This window comes from Paenibacillus sp. GXUN7292 (assembly GCF_050864975.1).
Classification (GTDB): domain Bacteria; phylum Bacillota; class Bacilli; order Paenibacillales; family Paenibacillaceae; genus Pristimantibacillus.
In genome coordinates, this window is record NZ_JBOZWO010000029.1 from 14,919 (window position 1) to 34,955 (window position 20,037).

Below are 20,037 nucleotides of genomic sequence, written 5' to 3' on the forward strand. Positions count from 1 at the left end.
AATGATCGGAATTTTGTACCCCAGGTCGCTGCTGCGTCCTTTAATGCTAGGCAAGCAAAGCTTTGAAAAACCAGCTTTCTATATTAAGGCAGCTAGCGAGGCAGGAGAAAAGGTAATCTTCTTTTCACTTTCAGATATTAATTGGGCGAAAAGGACGGTTACAAGCTGGGATGGAGTGGGAACGGTCCGCTCCATGCATCGGCTGCCGCCAGTCATTATAAATCGGACGAGGACAAATGACTCGCTGACCAAGCGCGTGATTCAGCGGTTGAAGAAGCTGGGCATCATCGTATTCAATGAGCATAATGTAGAGTCTAAATTGCATGTTCATCGTATTTTGGCTGCAAATAAGCACTTGCTGCCGTATTTGCCGGAAACGGATGAGGTTAGCAAAGACTCGCTCAAAAACTTGCTTGGCAATTATGACTGTTTGTATCTCAAACCAACGACGTCATCTGTAGGCACTGGGATTATTCGCGTTAGAAAAGAGAAAAGCGATTGTATAGCTGATATTAATATGCGTGGTAAAACGAAGCATAAAAGAGCGAGTGTTAAAAAAATTGTTAAGCTTGTTAAAAAGCGCAAATATAAATATTTAGTGCAGCAAGGCATCTCGCTTATGACCTACAAGGAACAGCCGGTTGATTTTCGCGTATCGATCCAAAAAGACGAGGATGGCGCGTGGCAATATGTAGGAATGGTTGGACGGGTAGCTCAAAAAGGGGCGGTTGTGACTAATCTGCATTGCGGAGGAAAGTCATTCAAGGCATCAGAATTGTTTGAAGCATGGGGCTGGAATGGGAAGCGTGTTGAGGAGCATGTAGCGGCACTTGGATTAAATATCGCAGTAACGCTGGAAGCTAATCTGCCGACTATCGCCGATTTGGGGATCGATATCGCACTTGATGAACATCAGCATCCGTGGCTCATTGAAGTCAACTTTCGTGATTTGAGAATTACATTCCGCGAAGCGGGAGAGCGGGATAAGTGGAAAAAAACATTTTTTAATCCTGTTTATTATGCTGCTTATTTGGTGAGAAATAGCGAGGGCAGCTATTATAATTGAAGCGGGTAGAAAACATTTATTACCATACAAATTATGGTATACTATGTTCACCAAATAATAGTGCTGGGGAGATAGATATACTATGAGACTATATATTATTCGTCATGCTGATCCGGATTATGAGAGAGATACAATTACTGCTGCAGGCCATTTGGAAGCGCAGGCGCTATCGAGACGGCTGCAGCGTATGGGAATAGATGAGATTTACAGCTCACCAGTGCCAAGAGCTTTGTATACGATGCAGTACACGTCTGAATTAATGCAGATTGCGCCGTCAATCCAGCCCTGGATGGCAGAGCTGGACTGGAGGGTTACCGATAAGTCGGGAGTGAAGCGGTCAATATGGAATACCGACGGAGAATGGATCCGCGGACAGCGGCCTTTGCCGAATGAAGACAACTGGCATCAGTTCGAGGCTTTTCAGGAGGATAATTTTCTATCCAAGTATATTAATCTCCAGGGAGAATCGGATAAGTTTATGGCGTCCCTTGGTTACTTTAGAGAGGACGGCGTATATCGCATGGTGAAGCCGAACAAGAAGCAAGTAGCGGTCTTTTGCCATTTAGGCTTTGGCATTACCTGGCTTTCACATTTGCTGGAGCTCCCGCTGCCTCGCTTATGGGCTGGCTTCTCGATGGCGCCCAGCTCCGTAACAACTATATTGCTGGATGAGCGCTCTGAAGAATTTGCAGTACCGCGTTGCCTCAGCTGGGGAGATACTTCTCACCTATATGAAGTGGGTTTGCCGATAAGCAAGCAAGGCATTGTTGCCAATACAGATTAGTAATGCTAGGAAGCAGGGCTGTCCCATTAGTCATCATGAAGATGCCGGGGACTGTCCTTTTCTTTTGTGACCGAGGGCATATCATCCGGTTGGCAGCTGTATGCAGGCTCTTATTCTATTAACTTCTATCAGAGGTTAAACCTGTGTTACAATAGGAACAGATTTTATGTTTGTTCTGCTTTGCAGGGGGTGTTATTAACGGATGGATAATCAAGACAGGCCAATTGGCAGACCGGATTTTTTGTTGTTATTTATTGCGTTTTTCTTAGTTTGCTTTGGTCTTGTGATGATATTTAGCGCCAGCTCAGCTCTTGGCCTCAAGGATTATGGCAACCCATGGCATTATGTGAACAGGCAGGTCATGTTTGCAGGGATTGGGCTGATTGCGATGCTGGTATGTATGCGAATTCCTTTTCAAACCTGGAAAAAGTTCGCGCCTCCTATGATCCTGACAGCGTTGCTATTGCTTGGCTTAGTACTTGTGATCGGTAATGTGGCCGGCGGTGCTAAGCGCTGGTTTGCAGTTGGGGGATTCAGCTTCCAGCCATCGGAGTTTGCTAAGATTTCCATTATTGTTTATTTATCAGCAATTATTAGCAAAAAAGGCGAAAAGATCCGCTCCTTCAAACGAGGTCTTATCCCTATTTTTATCGTGATGGGACTGGTGCTGGGGCTTGTATACAAACAGCCGGATTACGGCACGATGTTGATATTGTCGGCTATAGCAGGCAGTATCATCGTTGTAGGCGGAGCTAATTTTAAGCATTTGTTTGCTATTGCGGCTGCTATTATTCCTGCTTTCGTAATATTAGCTGTTTCTTCAGAATATCGGATGAAACGTATCACTTCATTCCTTAACCCGATGGAAGATTTATCCGACGACGGCTATCAGCTAAGCCAATCGTTATCTGCGCTGGGACATGGCGGCTGGACGGGAACGGGACTCGGCCAGAGTGTGCAGAAGCTGTTTTATTTGCCAGCGGCGCATACAGATTTTATTTTCTCTGTAATAGCAGAGGAGTTTGGTTTTCTTGGTTCTACTTTTTTTGTGCTGTTGTTTCTATTGTTTATATGGCGCGGCTTCCGAGCTGCATTATCCAGCCAGGATTCCTTTGGACTTCTATTAGGAGTCGGGATTAGCTCCATGTTTTCCATTCAGTTCCTTATGAATATTGGCGCGGTAACCGGCAGCCTGCCTATTACAGGGGTTACATTGCCCTTTATAAGCTATGGCGGAACATCGCTTATTCTTAGTATGGCTAGTACAGGAATATTGCTCAGCATTTCCAGACAAGCTACTCGCAAGAAGCAGGAGCTGAAGCAATAGTCCAAGTATAGAAATAGACGAGGATAGACTATGTTTATAGTTAATAAAATAAAAAAGCTCGACATGCTCATTTTGCTTATAACTTTTGCGCTTGGCCTTGTAGGTACAATGGCTATTTATGAAGCTACAGTGGGGACTAACTTACATAATCTGCATATTCAAAATTTCATTATGCTCTTATTGTTTTGCGCGCCCATGCTTTGTATTGCGCTTATTGATTACAGGATTATAGTCAGCAAGCTCGCCTATGGCTTTTACGGCATAGGTGTAGCTTTGTTGGTTGCCGTTCATTTTTTTGGCGAGAACAAAAATGGCGCCCAGCGCTGGCTGAATCTAGGCGGATTTGAATTTCAGCCATCGGAGCTCGCCAAAATTTGCACGATTTTATTAGTGGCTCATTTGCTGCATCGGCGCAAGGGAGAGCAATTGAAAATTGGGAAGGATATTATTCCTATTTTGCTTGTATTTCTGGTGCCTGTATTGTTTATTTACAAGCAGCCTGATCTTGGGACAGCGCTTGTGTTTTTAGGGATGATGCTCAGCATGCTGTGGATGGGCAATGTCAGGATGATCTATATGGCATTATGTGTAGGTTTAGGCGCAGCCGCTATTGTTGCCGTATTTTGGCTCTTCCATAATAATTACGATTTGCTGGCCTCGATAGTCAAGTCGCACCAGATGGACCGCATTCAAACCTTTATAGATCCCGCAAGCGATCCGGACAAGTCCTGGCATGTGAACAATGCCTTAATTGCTATTGGTTCGGGAGGCTTGAACGGAGATTCCGGATACTTTTTTCAAAAAGGCTTTATTCCTTACGTTTACTCGGATTCCATCTTTGTAGCAGTGGGAGAGAAATACGGCTTTATCGGCTCCTCGGTGCTTTTGTTTTTGTTTTTTCTGCTGTTGTACCGAATGATTATCGTCAGTAATGAGAGCAGAGATTTGGCAGGCTCCTATATCGTGATTGGCATTATTGGCATGCTTGTCTTTCAGATCTTTGTAAATATTGGCATGCATGTTGGCATAATGCCGCTTACCGGTATTTCATTGCCGTTTATTAGTTATGGCGGAAGCACGATGTTAACGAATATGATCGCAATCGGAATTGTGCTTAGTGTTGCCGTTCATAAAAATGAAATTGTTATAGATTAAGCTGGAGGGAATTGACGTGCAGCAATATCGGTCGATTAGCGACAAAAGGACGACGCAGCGCTATGTATTTTGGCTGCTTCTTGCAGGCTTTGCAGTGATTGCTGCTTTTGTGGCCCTGCAGCCTGATAATAGACTGGATCAAAGTGTAGCATCCTATATTCAGGGCTTTGAGGCGGACAAGATTACATCGATTATGATGTTTTTTACAACGGTTGGTTCGACGAAATTTACAATATTAATTACGCTTGGTGTGCTGGCTATTTTATATGCTAAATTTCGCAAAGCAAATGAACTATTGTTTATTTGTGCTGTACTTGGCGGTTCTGCCTTGCTTAACACAGTATTGAAGCTAATCTTTCATCGCGCGCGCCCTGAGGTGCATCGCTTAATTGAGGAGACAGGATTTAGCTTTCCTAGCGGTCATACAATGGCTGCATTGGCACTTTATGGTGCGGTAGCCTTCTTGCTGTGGCGCCACGCTTCTACAGTCGCTCTGCGAGCGCTGATCATCGGTATTACCGCTCTTTTTGTTTTTATGATTGCGGTAAGCAGAATCTATTTGGGCGTTCACTTTCCTAGCGATATTGCAGGCGGAATACTGGCAAGCGGAATGTGGCTCTCGCTTGTAATTTGGGTTTATCAATGGTGGCAGGAGAATGGCAAGACAAGGTAATTGGTCAAGAAAGGGACAGCCAGAGGGCTTCAACCTTGTTCTGTTTTGTAGTATGATAGTAGAAGTGTAAACGTCAATAACTGATAGTATACTTACGAAATGCAATTAGGCATGTGTCTATTATGGCGGATGCTTTCAAAGTGAGTTTGCTGTACAGATTTGTAGGAGGAACAGTATGTCGGATCAATCTTCATCCACAGTGGCGGCTAATCGATCTCAACCTAGCAATCTGCTGCGTCGTGATGTTCGTTTTCTTGGCAATATACTTGGTGAAGTTCTCGTTCATCAAGGCGGACGCGAGCTGTTTGATATCGTAGAGCAAATCCGTGAGCAGAGCAAGGCTGTGCGCGCGGAATTTGTGCCAGAGCTATACGAACAGTTTAAATCGACCATTTCATCGATTAACCCGTCAATTAGACAGCAAGTGATTCGTGCGTTTGCAATTTATTTTCAATTAGTGAATATTGCAGAGCAGAATCATCGCATCAGAAGAAAAAGAGACTACGAGGTTACGGCAGGAGAGGCTGTACAAAGCGGGTCCATTGAAAGTGCTATTCAGAAGCTTAAGGAGCGCAACACATCGATCGAAGATGTGAAGGAAATGATTAACGGTATTTCCCTGGAGCTTGTTATGACAGCTCACCCGACTGAAGCGACACGTCGTGCTGTGCTTGATATCCATAAGCGTATAGCAGATGATATGACGGAGCTGGACAACCCGACTCTTACCTATCGCGAGCGCGAGAAGCTGAAGGAAAAGCTGATGAATGAAGTGCTCATTCTTTGGCAGACTGACGAGCTGCGCGACCGCAAGCCGACCGTAATCGATGAAGTACGCAACGGGCTGTATTACTTTGATGAGACGTTATTCGAGGTACTTCCTAATGTGTATGAAGAATTGGAGCGTTGTTTGACGAAATATTATCCGGAGCACCATTGGCATGTGCATGATTATTTGCGCTTCGGCTCCTGGATTGGCGGAGATAGAGATGGCAATCCATCTGTGAAATCCCATGTTACATGGGAGACTCTAACCCTTCATCGCCAACTCGTCATTAAAAAGTATGAAGAAAAGCTGCAAGAGCTAATGGAGCTGCTAAGCTTCAGCACGAATCTTGTTACGGTTACACCGGAGCTGATCGCTTCCATCCGTTCAGATCGTGAGCAAATTGAGCTTAAAAATATTGAGCTTTGGCGTAATTTGTCGGAGCCTTACCGCATCAAGATCGGCTTTATTCTTGAAAAGCTTGCTAATACTCGCAATGATTCCGTTAAAAATGCACAGCTTCGCTACAGCAACCCGAATGAGCTGCTGGAAGATTTGAAAATTATCGATCGCAGCCTGCGCAGCCATTATGCGGATTACGTGGCAGATACAGCCGTTGCGAAGCTAATTAGACAAGTTGAGCTATTTGGCTTCCATTTGGCAGCATTGGATGTGCGTCAGCACAGCCAAGAGCATGAAAATGCGATGACAGAGATTTTATCTCTTATGAATATCGTTCCAAACTATGCTGAACTGAGTGAAGCGGATAAAACAGAGCTGCTCCATCGTCTGTTGAATGATCCAAGACCGCTTACATCCAGCCATCTGAATTACTCTGAGTCTACTCGCGAGTGCTTGGATGTATATCAAACGATTTATCGCGCACAGCAGGAGTTTGGCGTGAATTGTATCTCGAGTTATTTGATCAGTATGACAGAAGCGGCAAGCGACATGCTGGAGGTTATGGTATTTGCCAAAGAAGTCGGCCTTTTCCATCAAGACCAGGATGGAACAGTAACCTGCACGCTGCAATCTGTTCCGCTGTTTGAAACGATCGACGACTTGCATGCTGCGCCTGGTATTATGAAGCAGCTGTTTGAAATGCCTGTCTATCGCAAGGCTATTGAAGCATGCGGCAATCTGCATGAAATTATGCTTGGCTACTCTGACAGCAACAAGGATGGCGGAGTCGTTACGGCAAACTGGGAGCTTCGTGTTGCTCTTCGCGATATTACTGAAATGGCGAGCAATTACGGCGTGAAGCTGAAGTTCTTCCATGGACGCGGCGGTGCACTAGGCCGTGGCGGCATGCCGCTTAACCGCAGCATTCTGGCTCAGCCTCCTTCAACTGTAGGCGGCGGCATTAAGATTACGGAGCAAGGCGAAGTGCTGTCTTCCCGTTACTCGATGCAAGGCATTGCTTACCGCAGCTTGGAGCAAGCGACTTGGGCTCTGATTACAGCGGCCCGTCTAGCGAAATATCCTGAAGACGATAAAGTGAAAGAAGCGGAATGGGACGATATAGCCCGTTCAATTTCTGAAACGGCTTTGACGAAATATCAGGATTTGATCTTCCGTGACCCGGATTTCTTGCAGTTTTTCAAAGAGTCTACACCGCTGCCTGAAGTTGGCGAGCTGAACATTGGTTCTCGTCCTTCAAAACGCAAAAATAGTGACCGCTTTGAAGATTTGCGCGCTATTCCTTGGGTATTTGCTTGGACACAAAGCCGTTATTTGCTGCCGGCATGGTATGCGGCAGGTACGGCGTTCCGCCAATATATTAATGATGAACCGGCTAAGCTGGAGAAGCTGAAGGAAATGTACGAGCAGTTCCCATTCTTCCGCACGCTTATTGACAACCTTCAGATGGCGCTTGCGAAGGCTGATCTTGTTATCGCCAAAGAGTATTCGCTTATGATTAAGGACGCAACAGTCCGCGATCGTATCTTCAAGCAAATTGAAGAAGAGTATGAGCTTACTTCCAAGCTAATTCTGGAAATTACGAAGCAAGCCGAGATTTTGGATAGTGTGCCTGTGATCCAGGAATCTATCCGTCTGCGCAACCCTTATGTTGATCCGCTTAGCTATTTGCAGGTTCAGCTATTGTCTGAGCTTCGCCAGCTGCGCGAAAATGAACAGGATGATGCAGCGCTGCTGCGTGAGGTTCTGCTCACTATCAACGGAATTGCTGCCGGCCTTCGCAATACGGGCTAATCGGATAAAGGGCTTAACATGGAATGACATGTTAAGCCCTTTTTTTAAATTACAAGGGGTTGTCCGCCCCCTATTTTAAGTATTCACCGAGAAACGGCGCATCCTTAACAAAGGAGCGCAGCGTTTTTTCTTGAAATATTAGAAAGTATAAGTTTTCTGCCTATACCTGTTCTAATATTTCGCCGGAATGAAACTTATGATCGCCATAAGGACGGCGACAGCCGTTTCACCTTGTCGCATTGGTTATTATGAATCGTTACTTTGGCGCCCAAAGTGTGTAACGGTTGCTACAGCCGCTAAAGTGCTGTTTTCGTACTGTTAAATTTTCTAAAATATAGGAAATTATATGTTTTAACCTTATACTTGTTCCTATATTTCACCGAGAAACGGCACATCCTTAGCCAAGGACGCGCAGCGTTTCTTCTTGACGGTTGTTTTAGCGGCTATTTCGAAATTTTGGCGTATTTTTAGCAGATATGGATTGAATAGCGGCAATGGCAACCGTTAGGTTTAAAAACATCATATTTTTTAATGAATAGGCTCTGTAGCAACCGTTAGATCCTTCATCCCAACAATTTATATCGAGGAGTGAGGAGGAATTAGGAAATGGAGAGCAAGATTGGGACCGGAGAAGCGGTAGCGTACAGCAGCGGTCGGAAGCCCGAACATGATCGCAGTGCTAATTCCTTATAGTTACTTTGATGCCTTGCCAATAACATAAATCTTCATGAAACGTGTCACATATGGACATAATATGATTAGTTTATGTTTTTCTTTCAGAAAAAGAGTATTAGCGCTTCATGTTCCTGAGTATATTTGCTAGAATGAATATAGTAATAATAATTAGGTCTTGAAGCAGCAATGAAAGTAAGTCACTGTATTGTTGATTTTACGATTTTTAACAATGATTGCAAATGATAGCCGATAAAGGCGTAAGTTGAATATAAGTTCATGCTTATAATTCATCGGTAAACGCGCCAGTCCAAAGGACGGCGGAGCCGTTTATCTTTGATATCACGCATTTGTTGCTGGCAGTACGACGTGAGAGACGTTTGGAGGAAGACGCAACGTGAACGAGATAGAGAATCAGCTTGTCAGGCTTTCCCTGAAGGGAGACCAGCGAGCATTTGCAGAGCTTGTTAGCTTGTACCAGGACAAGCTCTTTCATATGTCATATCGAATGTTGAATAGCAAGCAGGAGGCGGAGGATGTCGTTCAGGACACCTTTCTTCGCGTTTATAAAAATCTGGACCGTTATGACTCATCCTTAAAGTTTTCTACGTGGATTTATCGCATTGCTACGAATTTATGTATCGATCGATTGCGCCGCCGAAGGCCGACGTATTCCCTGGATGCGGAGTCGAGCGAGCATGAAGGGCTTGACGGCTACTCGATGCTGCCAAGCGATGAGATTACGCCGGAATCAGAGATGATTATAACGGACACACAGCGTATTATCCGGGAAGCGATGGATGGCTTGCCCCCGAAGTATAAAGGTATTATGATTTTGCGTTACATAAGAGATTTATCCTTGCAAGAAATTAGCGATATTGTAGAGATGCCTGTTACGACGATTAAAACGAGGGTGCACCGCGGGCGGGATTTACTTCGTAAAAAATTGGAGCATCGTCTATAAAAGGGTTTTCTAAATAAAAGTGAAACGTTATTGGAAAAGCAACGTATCCTATATTGAGATTGTAATTATGGAGTAAAGGGAAAGAAGGGACTGGCTGCTATGGAATGCAAAATCGCCATAAGCAAAATGCATGATTATTTAGACGGCGAATTGCCACGAGAAGAAATCCTGACACTTCGAGCGCATGTTAACTCTTGTCCTTCATGCAGCAAACAATTAGAACAGCTAGAAAAGACTGATGCGGCAGCATATTTTTCATTTGAGGCTATGAGGTCTGAGTCGGGATATGATGCAGCTGCAGCTCAAAACCTACAGGAGCGTATACTAGGACAACTCCCGAAGCAGAAGAAGAAGCGTAACGGTGTAGTACGTTATATATACCGTCATCCATTTCTTTCGGCAGCAGTTGTATTTATATTAGTAATGATTAGTGGATTATTTGCCTCATGGAGTGAGAACTCTGAGCTTATTGTAGCTGTTTCTGGACTAGACTCACAGCAGCTCGTTTTTGAAGGAAATAAGGTAATCGTACCTGAAGGTGCGCATATTGGCGGCAATTTAACGGTAGAGAATGGCATAATTGAAGTCAGAGGCGAGGTAGACGGCAATATTACAGTTATTGACGGAAGCATGATGCTTGCATCTACAGGCAAGATAGCCGGTAATATTAGACAAATTGACCAAGCACTTGATTGGTTTTGGTACAAAATCACCTCTACTTTAAGCGGAATTACGCCATAATAGTGAAATAGTCGGCATATATGAAAAGGCGGCGCAAGGAAATTTTCCTTGCGCTGCCTTTTGTCTGTTTTTTGAAGCTTTATTTTATTATTTAACGGTTACTCGTATTGTCACGGTCTTGCCCTCGAAGCTTGCTCTAATTGTTGCTGTTCCTTTTGCTACCGCTTGAATTTTACCATTTTTAACAGTAGCAACGCTTGCCTTGGAGGTTGTCCAAACAGCTGCATCTGTCACAATAACTGGTTCGCCAGTTGTATAGTTTGCTGTAATTTCAACAGATCCAGAAGCCCCTTTCGTCAGCTTCAACGATTTGTCGGAAGCTGTGAGCGACTTGATTTTTGGTGTTATTTTTACTGGAATAGATATTTTAACGCCTTGGTAGCTGCCTGTTACGACAGTGGTTCCTGGATTCAAAGCTTTAACCGTACGTCCGTTTACTGCCGCCAACGCAGGGTTCGCAACGGTCCAATCTATTTTCGAGCTCAGAACAACTGATTTGCCCGATTTATAGTATCCTGTTACTTTTATGGACTTTGATTTGTTTGGATTGAGCAGCAATTCTGTCGGCTCTGCAACAATCTTCACTATCTCTTCTTCAATTTTCACCTTCACTGAAACGGACTTATTCAAATATGTGCCTGTTAAAGTAACGGTTGATTGATCAAGACCTTTAATCGTTTTTTCTTTTAAAACAATATTATCACTATTCGATTCCCATTTGATCGATTTGCTTACATCTTCCTCTTCTCCATCCACATTAATAACCGTTACAGCTGGATAAGAAATTTCTTTACCGATAATGATGCTTAGTTCCTTCGATTCAGGGATGAGCTTAAGCGGCTTTACATGAACGATTAGCTTCGTTTCTGCAGACATATGGCCAAGAGTTGCAATTAGAGCCGTTTCGCCAATTTCATTGGCTTTCCACTTGCCATCCTTTATTTCTGCAACAGTGTTATTAGAGGAATGCCATTTTACAAGCTTGGATACATCAACCTTTGTACCATCGAAAGTAGTGCCCATCACTGTAGGGAGCTCTCCGGAAGTCCCGCCAAAGCCGTCGATTGTTTTATTTTCAATCGTCAGCTTATTGATGCTTGGATATACTTGAACATCAATGCTGCGGCTTACTCCCTTGTAGGAAGCCGTAATTTTAGTCGTTCCGATTTCTTTGGGAACAACAACTCCATTGGATACAGTAGCCACAACTACATTAGAGGAAGTCCAATCTGCAAGTAAGGTTGCATCATAGGACACATTAGAATTGCTAAGCACTTCTGCACGAATGTTTAGCGGGCTATCCTGCAGCAGCATATGAAATTCTTTTTCCGGCGTTAGACGAATCGACTGATATGGTGTTCTTACAACAACATCAATCGAAGCAGACACACCCATGTGTGAAACGGTAATTGTCGTTTTTCCTGCACCTACAGGCGTTACTAGTCCTTTTTCAACCTTTACAACTTTAGCATTGCCTGTTGTCCAGACAGCTTTATCTGTAGCATTCAAGGACCCGCCCGTTTTAGGGTAAGCAGTTGCTGCAAGCGCCGTATCATCGGCGCCAACCTCAAGCTCCAGCAGTTGATTCGGTGCAATTACAATCGATTTGTAAGGAGAGCTTACAGTTAAAGCAATACTGGCAGATTTGCCCTTAAGCTTGGCTGTTATGGTAGCTGTTCCAGTGCCTGTTAGTTTAATTTCACCTTCATCAACAGTAGCTACGCTGCTATTGGAGGTTGTCCAAATGGCTTCGGAAGTAACATCCTCTGTTACACCATTTTTCGTGCCGTTTAATGTATAACGCAATGATTGTCCCAGCTCCACCTGTATTTTTGCAGGCGCAGCTTCATCTTTATCCATCAGCTTTACACTATCGTACATATAGTCTGAGCTAGCTTTTATAGAAATCGTATAGCCTTTGTATACCGCGCTGATCGTTGCTGTTCCCTTGCCAACACCAGTTAAAATCCCTTTGTCTACTTTAACGTAAGAGGTGTTGGTAGATTTCCATACAGCATCGGCTGTTACATCCTTTTTGGAAGTAGAGCCTGCAATGGAAGCGAGGACGGATACATGCACCTTATTGTCTTCGACAAACATTTCAAGCGACGAGGTACTGTTATTATAATTGGCATCATCATATTGAAATTCAATACCTGTCACCTGTTCTTCTGCAGCTGCTGCTAAATCCGCAAATGTAACAGTCATCAGCAAAACGGCTAATAGGCTTGCCAGCCACATCTTCGGGTTTAGTTGGATCATAAATCTGCTATGTTTTCTGCTCACTTCATCCTGTCCTTCCTGCATTAAAATAAAAAAAGTCTTCTACTATATAACGGTTTTTCGTTTCATAAATTGAAGTGTAAATTGAAACATATTTTGGAATTCTGATTAATATCGAAAGTTTTGTTAAATAACTGATGAGCTTCATTCGGCCGAAAACGCTTCCTCAAACACCAAAAACGGCCCTGACGATAGGGTTAATCTGCGACTTCCTAGACAGCCCTGTTTTTTTTGATATTATAGGGTAATATAAGTTACAATTAGAGTAACGGATAGCAGTATTTATTAATGGCATCTGAAATGTTTCTCATCTAAGAAGACATTGGTATGAAAAAGAGGAGTTTCGTTGTAAAATATAGAAATTACTTATTGCTCACAAAAGAATGAATAAAAAGATAAAGAGACAAATGTGGTAAGCTGCTGGGGGTTGGCTTATGAGTTATTTTTCTGACTTAACGTGGCAGGATGGAATCAAGGATATTATCGATATTGGCATTGTCACTTTTATTATTTACAAGATAATGGTCCTGGTGCGTGGTACTCGAGCTGTTCAGCTGCTTAAAGGAATTTTTGTACTTGTGGCAACTTGGGCAATCAGTACGTGGTTTAATTTATATACGCTAAAATGGTTAATGAATCAAATGTTTACGTTAGGAATTTTAACAGTAATCATTATTTTTCAGCCTGAGTTAAGACGTGTATTGGAGCAGTTGGGAAGGGGCAATTTATTTTCGCGCTCCTCCAATATTGATCGGCAGGATTTGAGTGAACAGGTTGATGAATTAATTAAGGCCGTTCAGTTTATGTCCAAGCGAAAGATTGGCGCGCTGATTGTTTTTGAACGGCAGACCGGTATAAGCGAGCTGATAGAGTCCGGAGTTCAAATGGAGTCGCGGATTACTTCCGAGCTGTTGATTAACATATTTACACCTAATACTCCATTGCACGATGGTGCGGTCATTGTACGAGGCAAGCAAATTATGGCAGCTGGCTGTTATTTGCCCTTGTCCGAAAATCCGTTTATTAGCAAGGAGCTGGGAACTAGACACCGCGCCGCAATCGGCGTAAGCGAGGTAAGCGACGCTTTGGCTGTAGTCGTTTCTGAAGAAACCGGACAAGTATCGCTCACGATGAATGGGATGATTGTCCGTGATATTAATGAAGAGTCTTTGATTTCCAAGCTGTTTGAGGAGCTACTGCCTAAATCCAGTACTCCAGGCAAGAAACGATCAGCAGCCTCCGCGTTCTGGAAACGGAAAGGAGAGCGCAATGGATAAATGGTTGAATCATCCAACAGCATTAAAAATAATATCTTTATTGTTAGCAGTATTGTTATGGGCAGTCGTACATATCGATCCTGAAACGTCACCACAGACAGCAACATCCAGTACGGATACTAAAATTATCGAAGCTATTTCAATAATGCCTGTGGGCTTGGATACGGAACGATTTACATTGACAGCTATGGAGCCTACAGTTGCCAGGCTCGTCGTTGAAGGACGTATTACCCATTTATTTGCCGCTTCCAATGATCAGTATATTGTTAATGTAGATTTATCAAATGTAAAGCCAGGAATACATGAGCTTCCGCTCACGGTAAAGCTTCCTAAGGGCATTCAGAAAGTGGAGCTTTCGCCTCAATTAGTAACCGTGCGAGTAGAGGAAATTGTAACAAAAGATTATGATGTGCAGGTCATTACGCAAGGAAGCCCGGTTGAAGGTCTGGTAGTAGGTACGCCTGCGGTAATGTCTGAGGGTGGCAGCAAGGTGAAGGTGACACTGCCGAGCGATGATATGAGCCAGGTAGGATCAGTTGTCGCTAATGTCGATATTAGCGGTGCAGACAAAACGGTTGTAAACAAAAAAGCAAAGGTTGTCGTTTACGATACGCAAGGCAATGAAATGAGTGGCGCGGTTGTTGTTCCAGATTCGATCCATGTAGAAGTTCCAGTTACTTGGCCTAACAAACAGGTGCCTATTCAAATCCGCTATTCTGGCACTTTGCCTGAAGGCATGAGCATCGTTTCAGTAAAGCCTGAGGTGAATCAGACAACCGTATATGCAGACAAAGCAGAGCTGGATAATATTACGATTTTTGATGGCTACGTTGTAGATTTGTCCAAAATCAAGCAATCGGGAACGTATAAAGTGAAAGCAGCTGCTGTAGACGGGGTAAAATCGGTATCGCCTGCCGAAATATCAGTTCAAGTTAACGTAGAGAGCTCCATTACAAAGACGATGTCGGCGCTGCCTATTCATTTGCAAGGGACTTCCAAAGGCACTGATGTTAAAATCGTTTCTCCGGCCTCAGGCCGTATGGATTTAATCGTAAGCGGCTCCGAATCGGCACTTGCAGAGCTGAAAGCAAGCAATATTCAAATCACTGCAAATATAGATGATTTGGATGCAGGGACACACACGCTTCCTTTGGAAGTGGAGCTTCCGCCGCATGTTTTCCCGGTATCGAGCAGTGAGCAGCAGCTGACGGTTGTCGTCGAAGTCATGGCGCAGGAAACGCCAGGCAGCGGCAACGGAGAGGAAACGGATGACCAAGAGGTCATTGGAAGGCCGGAGGAGGAAGAAAGCCCTCCGCCTGATGACAGCAACGGTGAAGGCGAGCCTTAGTGAAAATAGTAGTGAAATAGTTAACGAAATAGGGCAGTAGTGCTTATGATATACAGAGATCAGGGTGAAGGAGCAAGAGAAATGGGGAAATATTTTGGGACCGATGGTGTGCGTGGTATTGCAAATAAAGAACTGACTCCTGAATTAGCATACAAAATTGGCCGTTGTGGAGGATATGTTCTTACCGGGCAGGCGCATAAGCCAACCGTTGTAATAGGTTTAGATACACGAATTTCGGGCCCCATGCTGGAATCGGCGCTTATAGCAGGTTTGTTATCGATTGGAGCAAGCGTTGTTCGTCTGGGAGTTGTTTCTACTCCTGCTGTTGCTTATATAACAAGAGAGCTCAAAGCCGATGCTGGCGTTATGATATCCGCATCGCATAACCCGGTAGAGGATAATGGCATAAAATTTTTTGCCGGCGACGGCTTTAAGCTGTCTGATGAGACAGAGCTGGAAATCGAACGCTTGATGGATGCCGAAATCGATCAATTGCCTCGTCCGATCGGCGGAGATATCGGTGCAGTAACAAGAGATTATGAAGCGGGCAATCGTTATTTGAGCTTCTTGAAAACGACGATAAAAAATAAGTTTACCGGATTAAAAATCGTACTTGATTGCGCAAACGGCGCATCCTATAAGCTTGCGCCAGACGTGTTCCGCGATCTTGGCGCAGACGTTATTGCAGTAGGAGCCGAACCGGACGGGCTTAATATTAATGCAGGCGTTGGCTCCACGCATCCGGAGTATTTAAGCTCGCAGGTGCTAGAGCATCAAGCTGACCTGGGATTATCCTTTGACGGCGATGCTGACCGCTTAATCGCAATCGATAACAATGGCGAAGAAGTAGACGGCGACTTTATTTTAAGCATTATTGGCAATGCCATGAAAATTGCAGGAACGCTTAAGCACGATACAATCGTGACGACAGTGATGGCCAATATCGGCTTCTTCAAAGGTATGGAGAAAGCAGGCATTCATACAGCCAAAACAGCTGTAGGCGACCGTTACGTCATGGAGGAAATGCGCCGGGGCGGCTATAATCTTGGCGGAGAGCAGTCAGGCCATGTCATTTTGCTGGACTACATTACAACTGGCGACGGTATCCTTACAGCACTTCACCTTGTCGATATCGTGGCAGGCACTGGTCAAAAGCTAAGCGAGCTCAAGTCGCTTATGCGCAAATATCCACAAAAGCTGGTTAATGTCCGGGTAGCGGATAAAAGCAAATACGCTGGAAATACCGCCATTGAGCAGGCTGTTCAAGAAGTAGAAGCCAAGTTTGGCGATAACGGTCGCGTCCTTGTTCGTCCTTCCGGTACAGAATCGCTTATTCGCGTCATGGCCGAAGGTCCGGACAAAGATGAGGTCGATGCATATGTCGATCAAATCGCAGCGATTGTGCAGAAAGAGCTTAGCTAGTAAAGAAAAAATGAATCAGCACTAATCTAATTTACATCATACAGCTTGTCATAAATTGTCTATTTCCAAGGAAATAAAATTTGTCGATAAATGACTGTCCTAACTAAAGGTTGGGGCAGTTTTTTTTCATCGGTAAATGAGCCTCCTTCGTTCTAGCGAAAGACGGCAGAGCCCGTTTATCCTTGTTCCAGAGGACGGCGGAGCCATTTATTCTTGAGATCAGGCTATCCAGCTGCTCAGGTCCTACAAAAAATAGTACTGATCAACCTCCCGAAAATGCTATAAGCTTTAAGTAGGATCGGAGGTTACAGTGATGAAAAGCAAGCCAATCTATGTGGAAATTGATATTGATACGAGCATGCAGGCATTGTGGGAGCATACGCAACGGCCTGAGCTGCATGAGCAATGGGATTTGCGCTTTTCAGAAATTAAGTACTTGCCACGTAACCCTAATGATGAGCAGCAGCGATTTTTATACCGTACGAACATTGGATTTGGCATAAGCATAAAAGGAACAGGCATGACAAAATCCAGCAAACCTTGTGAAAAACAAGGAAGAGCGTCTTCTCTATTCTTTTGCTCAGATCAAAAAATTTCTTTAATTCGAGAAGGAAGCGGCTTTTGGAAGTATGAGCCTTCTGTTAATAAAATCGCATTTAAAACGAAGTTTGATTATCAGACCCGGTTTGGATTTTTGGGACGCTGGTGCGACAGACTGCTGTTCCGGCCTTTTTTTGGCTATGCAACCGCTTGGAGCTTTGATTTACTCAGATTGTGGCTGGAAAAAGGAATGCAGCCAGCCTCTGTAATTCAGAAGGCGGCGATTCATTACTTAAGTGTATTTTTACTCGCATTTTTATGGATATATCAGGGTGTTGTTCCGAAATTAATGTATCCATTGGGCGGAGAGGTTCAATTATTGCAGCAATTGGGCTGGTTTTCGGGCTGGGAAAAGCCTGTTTTGCAGCTTTTGGGCGCAGCAGAAGTAGGTGTCGGGTTTATAACGATGATTTGGCACAAAAAGAAGCAGGTTTACAAAGGTCAAATTGTGCTGCTGCTGCTGTTGGCAGTAGCAGCATTGATAGGGCAGCCAGAGCTGCTGCAAGCACCTTTTAACCCGCTGACACTCAGCGGCTCTATGATTGGTTTTTGTATTTTGGCGTATTTGTCCAGCCGAGATCTTCCGGAAGCGGGGAATTGTTTGCGAAGTCCTGAATCAAGAGCTGTGCGAAATAAGCGGGCGGGAGGGAAAATAGATGGCATCCATTTATGAACAGGCGCTTGGTGATGATTTTAATAAGCTTCATCCGCGAATCCGGCAGCGTTTTGGCTTCAATAGTGAGGCAGGCATAGCTTCTATTGGTTATGGCGTGATGGATTTTATATCGTTTTCAAAATGGGCTGCATTGCCGCTGCAGCTAGGCACGCTTCGTCATATTATGTTCCCTCAGGGAGGGAAGAGAGTTCCTTTCCGAATTGAAAATTATGCCTATCGAGATTCATTTGGCCGGGAAACGGTCACATGGAACAGGCAGTTTAAATTCCAAAATAAGCTGCGTAAATTTGATGCCACTATGATCTATAGTCAACAACGCAATCGCATTGTGGATTATCTGGGCAACAAACAGCATTTGGCTGTTGATCTTGACGTATCCGTCGCTTCAAGCGGGGGAATACAAATCCGCTCGGGCGATCAGCGCTTTTATGAAGGGTGGCTGCAGTTCCGCATTCCACGCTCATTTACTGGCGCAGCTAGTGTATGTGAATGGTATGATGACGAGCAGGAGCAATATAAAATTAATGTAGCCGTTCATAATCCGTTAATAGGCTGCGTGTTTCAATATCAAGGCAGTTTTCAGGCTAGTTTTATCGCTATGCCGCAGTCTGCATTGCCGTTTGATGCGAAGCCGTTGCGCCAGGAAGATAGAGAATAGATTATATTAATTCTATGAAACTAAAATGAAAATTGGCCGTACTATAGGTTGTGCCAAATATTTGTATAACTGGCATACAAAATAATAGAATCGAGGCTAATAGATGAAAAAAATTACAGCACTTCTTTTATCTATCGTGATGATGCTGGCCTTTGCAACCAGCGCTCAGGCGGAAGCCAAACCAGTTTCTGTATGGTTTAACAATGAAGAGATTCAATTTGGCAATCAGGCTCCAATTATTGAAAAAGGAACAACCTTAGTGCCTGTCAGAGCTTTTTTGGAAAAGCTGGGCTTTGAGATTGGCTGGGATGATGAGCATAAGGTTGTTACAGCTTCTAAAAAAAGCTTGAGTATCGTTATGCAAATTAATAATACGACCGCATTAGTCAATGATGAAGAGCATACGTTAACAGTTGCACCAAAGATCGTAAATAAAAACACATTGGTTCCGCTACGCTTTATCGCAGAGACTGCTGGCTATGAAGTGTCATGGGATCAAGAGCTCCGCATTGCAGCGATTGTAGAGAAAGAGGCAAGCCGCGGATTCCTTTGGAAAGTGGAGCAAAACGGCAATACCGTTTATTTGCTTGGCTCGATCCATGTTGCTAATGAGGCTATGTATCCGCTTCGCGCTGAAATCGAGGATGCTTTTGCACAAGCTGATCATTTGGCTGTAGAGGTGGATATCACTAAAGGCGGAGATCCTGAGATCCAACAATTTGTTGAAAAAATCGCTACATATCAAGACGGCACAACTTTGCCGGACCATATTTCCAAGGAAACCTATGAGCTGCTCGGCGAAGTGCTTACTGAGATGGGACTTCCTGCAAATGCTTTAGATCAAGTGAAGGTTTGGAACGTTTCCAATTCACTCTCTTATTTGAAAATGGCCAACGCGGAATTTGATGCCGGTTTAGGAATTGATCTATATTTCATGACGCGGGCACTTGAAAGTGGACTACCTATTTTGGAGCTCGAAACATACCAATCCCAACTAGAAATGTTTGACGGCTTCTCCAAAGAGCTGCAGGAAAGTTTGCTGGTCGGAACGCTGCAAAGCTTTTCTGAAGAAAGCGAAGAAGCTTCCGGCGTTGATATGCTGTCGCAAATGTGGGTTACAGGCGATGAGAAGCTGTTAACAGCAATGACTGAAGACGTCGCCCAAGTTCCAGAGTATTACAAAGCGATGATCGAGGATCGCAATATTGCAATGGTCGATAAGATTCAGGGCTATCTGAACAGCAAAGAGCCGACAACCTACTTTGTTGTTGTAGGCGCGCTTCATATGGTGGGCAAGCATGGCATCGTTACTCTTTTGCAGCAACAAGGATTGACGGTTGAACAGCAATAATAAATAGAAAACATAGGCGCAAGTTCTAGGGCATCCCCCTGGGGCCTGCGCCTTTTTATT

15 protein-coding genes are annotated in these 20,037 nt (G+C 44.1%); 14 read left to right on the forward strand and 1 reads right to left on the reverse strand.

Going from position 1 to position 20,037, the window contains the following annotated elements:
* Position 1 precedes the first annotated feature (1 nt).
* The 8 genes from ACRRU2_RS20445 (at position 2) to ACRRU2_RS20480 (ending at position 10,362) form a co-directional block, all read left to right on the forward strand.
* Positions 2–1,066 carry a YheC/YheD family protein gene (locus ACRRU2_RS20445; RefSeq protein WP_432504559.1) on the forward strand — a complete coding sequence of 355 codons (1,065 nt, stop codon included), beginning with the start codon at positions 2–4 and terminating at the stop codon, positions 1,064–1,066.
* An 82-nt stretch (positions 1,067–1,148) separates the two neighbouring features.
* Positions 1,149–1,850, forward strand: a complete 702-nt coding sequence (locus tag ACRRU2_RS20450; protein WP_331701595.1) for a histidine phosphatase family protein — start codon at positions 1,149–1,151, stop codon at positions 1,848–1,850.
* Between the two features lie 202 nt (positions 1,851–2,052).
* Positions 2,053–3,177 carry a putative lipid II flippase FtsW gene (gene ftsW / locus ACRRU2_RS20455; protein WP_331701596.1) on the forward strand — a complete coding sequence of 375 codons (1,125 nt, stop codon included), beginning with the start codon at positions 2,053–2,055 and terminating at the stop codon, positions 3,175–3,177.
* Positions 3,178–3,207: 30 nt separating this feature from the next.
* Positions 3,208–4,332: an FtsW/RodA/SpoVE family cell cycle protein gene (locus ACRRU2_RS20460; RefSeq protein ID WP_432504562.1), complete on the forward strand. Its 1,125-nt coding sequence runs from the start codon at positions 3,208–3,210 to the stop codon at positions 4,330–4,332.
* Positions 4,333–4,348: 16 nt separating this feature from the next.
* Complete coding sequence (locus ACRRU2_RS20465; RefSeq protein WP_432504564.1) at positions 4,349–5,005, forward strand: phosphatase PAP2 family protein; 657 nt, start codon at positions 4,349–4,351, stop codon at positions 5,003–5,005.
* 175 nt (positions 5,006–5,180) lie between these two features.
* Positions 5,181–7,985, forward strand: coding sequence for a phosphoenolpyruvate carboxylase (gene ppc / locus ACRRU2_RS20470; protein ID WP_331701599.1), 2,805 nt, complete (start codon positions 5,181–5,183; stop codon positions 7,983–7,985).
* Between the two features lie 1,078 nt (positions 7,986–9,063).
* On the forward strand, positions 9,064–9,621 hold the full coding sequence (gene sigW / locus ACRRU2_RS20475) for an RNA polymerase sigma factor SigW (protein ID WP_432504642.1): 558 nt from the start codon (positions 9,064–9,066) through the stop codon (positions 9,619–9,621).
* 99 nt (positions 9,622–9,720) lie between these two features.
* The gene (locus ACRRU2_RS20480; RefSeq protein ID WP_432504567.1) at positions 9,721–10,362 is read left to right on the forward strand and encodes a zf-HC2 domain-containing protein; all 642 of its coding nucleotides are present in this window, start codon (positions 9,721–9,723) and stop codon (positions 10,360–10,362) included.
* A gap of 87 nt (positions 10,363–10,449) precedes the next feature.
* On the opposite strand, the gene ACRRU2_RS20485 is transcribed toward ACRRU2_RS20480, so the two are convergent.
* Positions 10,450–12,648: an Ig-like domain-containing protein gene (locus ACRRU2_RS20485; RefSeq protein WP_432504569.1), complete on the reverse strand. Its 2,199-nt coding sequence runs from the start codon at positions 12,646–12,648 to the stop codon at positions 10,450–10,452.
* Between the two features lie 431 nt (positions 12,649–13,079).
* On the opposite strand from ACRRU2_RS20485, the gene cdaA reads away from it, so the two are divergent.
* The 6 genes from cdaA to ACRRU2_RS20515 all read left to right on the forward strand — a co-directional run bounded on the left by cdaA (position 13,080) and on the right by ACRRU2_RS20515 (position 19,977).
* Positions 13,080–13,922 (forward strand): diadenylate cyclase CdaA, encoded by an 843-nt coding sequence (gene cdaA / locus ACRRU2_RS20490; RefSeq protein WP_331699150.1) that lies wholly within the window; start codon positions 13,080–13,082, stop codon positions 13,920–13,922.
* Positions 13,915–15,270 carry a CdaR family protein gene (locus ACRRU2_RS20495; RefSeq protein WP_432504571.1) on the forward strand — a complete coding sequence of 452 codons (1,356 nt, stop codon included), beginning with the start codon at positions 13,915–13,917 and terminating at the stop codon, positions 15,268–15,270. The genes cdaA and ACRRU2_RS20495 overlap by 8 nt, the downstream gene beginning before the upstream one ends.
* An 81-nt stretch (positions 15,271–15,351) precedes the next feature.
* On the forward strand, positions 15,352–16,692 hold the full coding sequence (glmM, locus tag ACRRU2_RS20500) for a phosphoglucosamine mutase (RefSeq protein WP_331699148.1): 1,341 nt from the start codon (positions 15,352–15,354) through the stop codon (positions 16,690–16,692).
* 313 nt (positions 16,693–17,005) lie between these two features.
* Positions 17,006–17,965: a DoxX-like family protein gene (locus ACRRU2_RS20505; protein ID WP_432504574.1), complete on the forward strand. Its 960-nt coding sequence runs from the start codon at positions 17,006–17,008 to the stop codon at positions 17,963–17,965.
* Entirely contained in the window at positions 17,949–18,626 is a 678-nt protein-coding gene (locus tag ACRRU2_RS20510; protein WP_432504577.1) for a DUF4166 domain-containing protein, read from the forward strand. Before ACRRU2_RS20505 ends, ACRRU2_RS20510 begins: the two co-directional genes overlap by 17 nt.
* Positions 18,627–18,729: 103 nt before the next feature.
* The gene (locus ACRRU2_RS20515) at positions 18,730–19,977 is read left to right on the forward strand and encodes a TraB/GumN family protein (RefSeq protein ID WP_432504579.1); all 1,248 of its coding nucleotides are present in this window, start codon (positions 18,730–18,732) and stop codon (positions 19,975–19,977) included.
* Positions 19,978–20,037 lie beyond the last annotated feature (60 nt).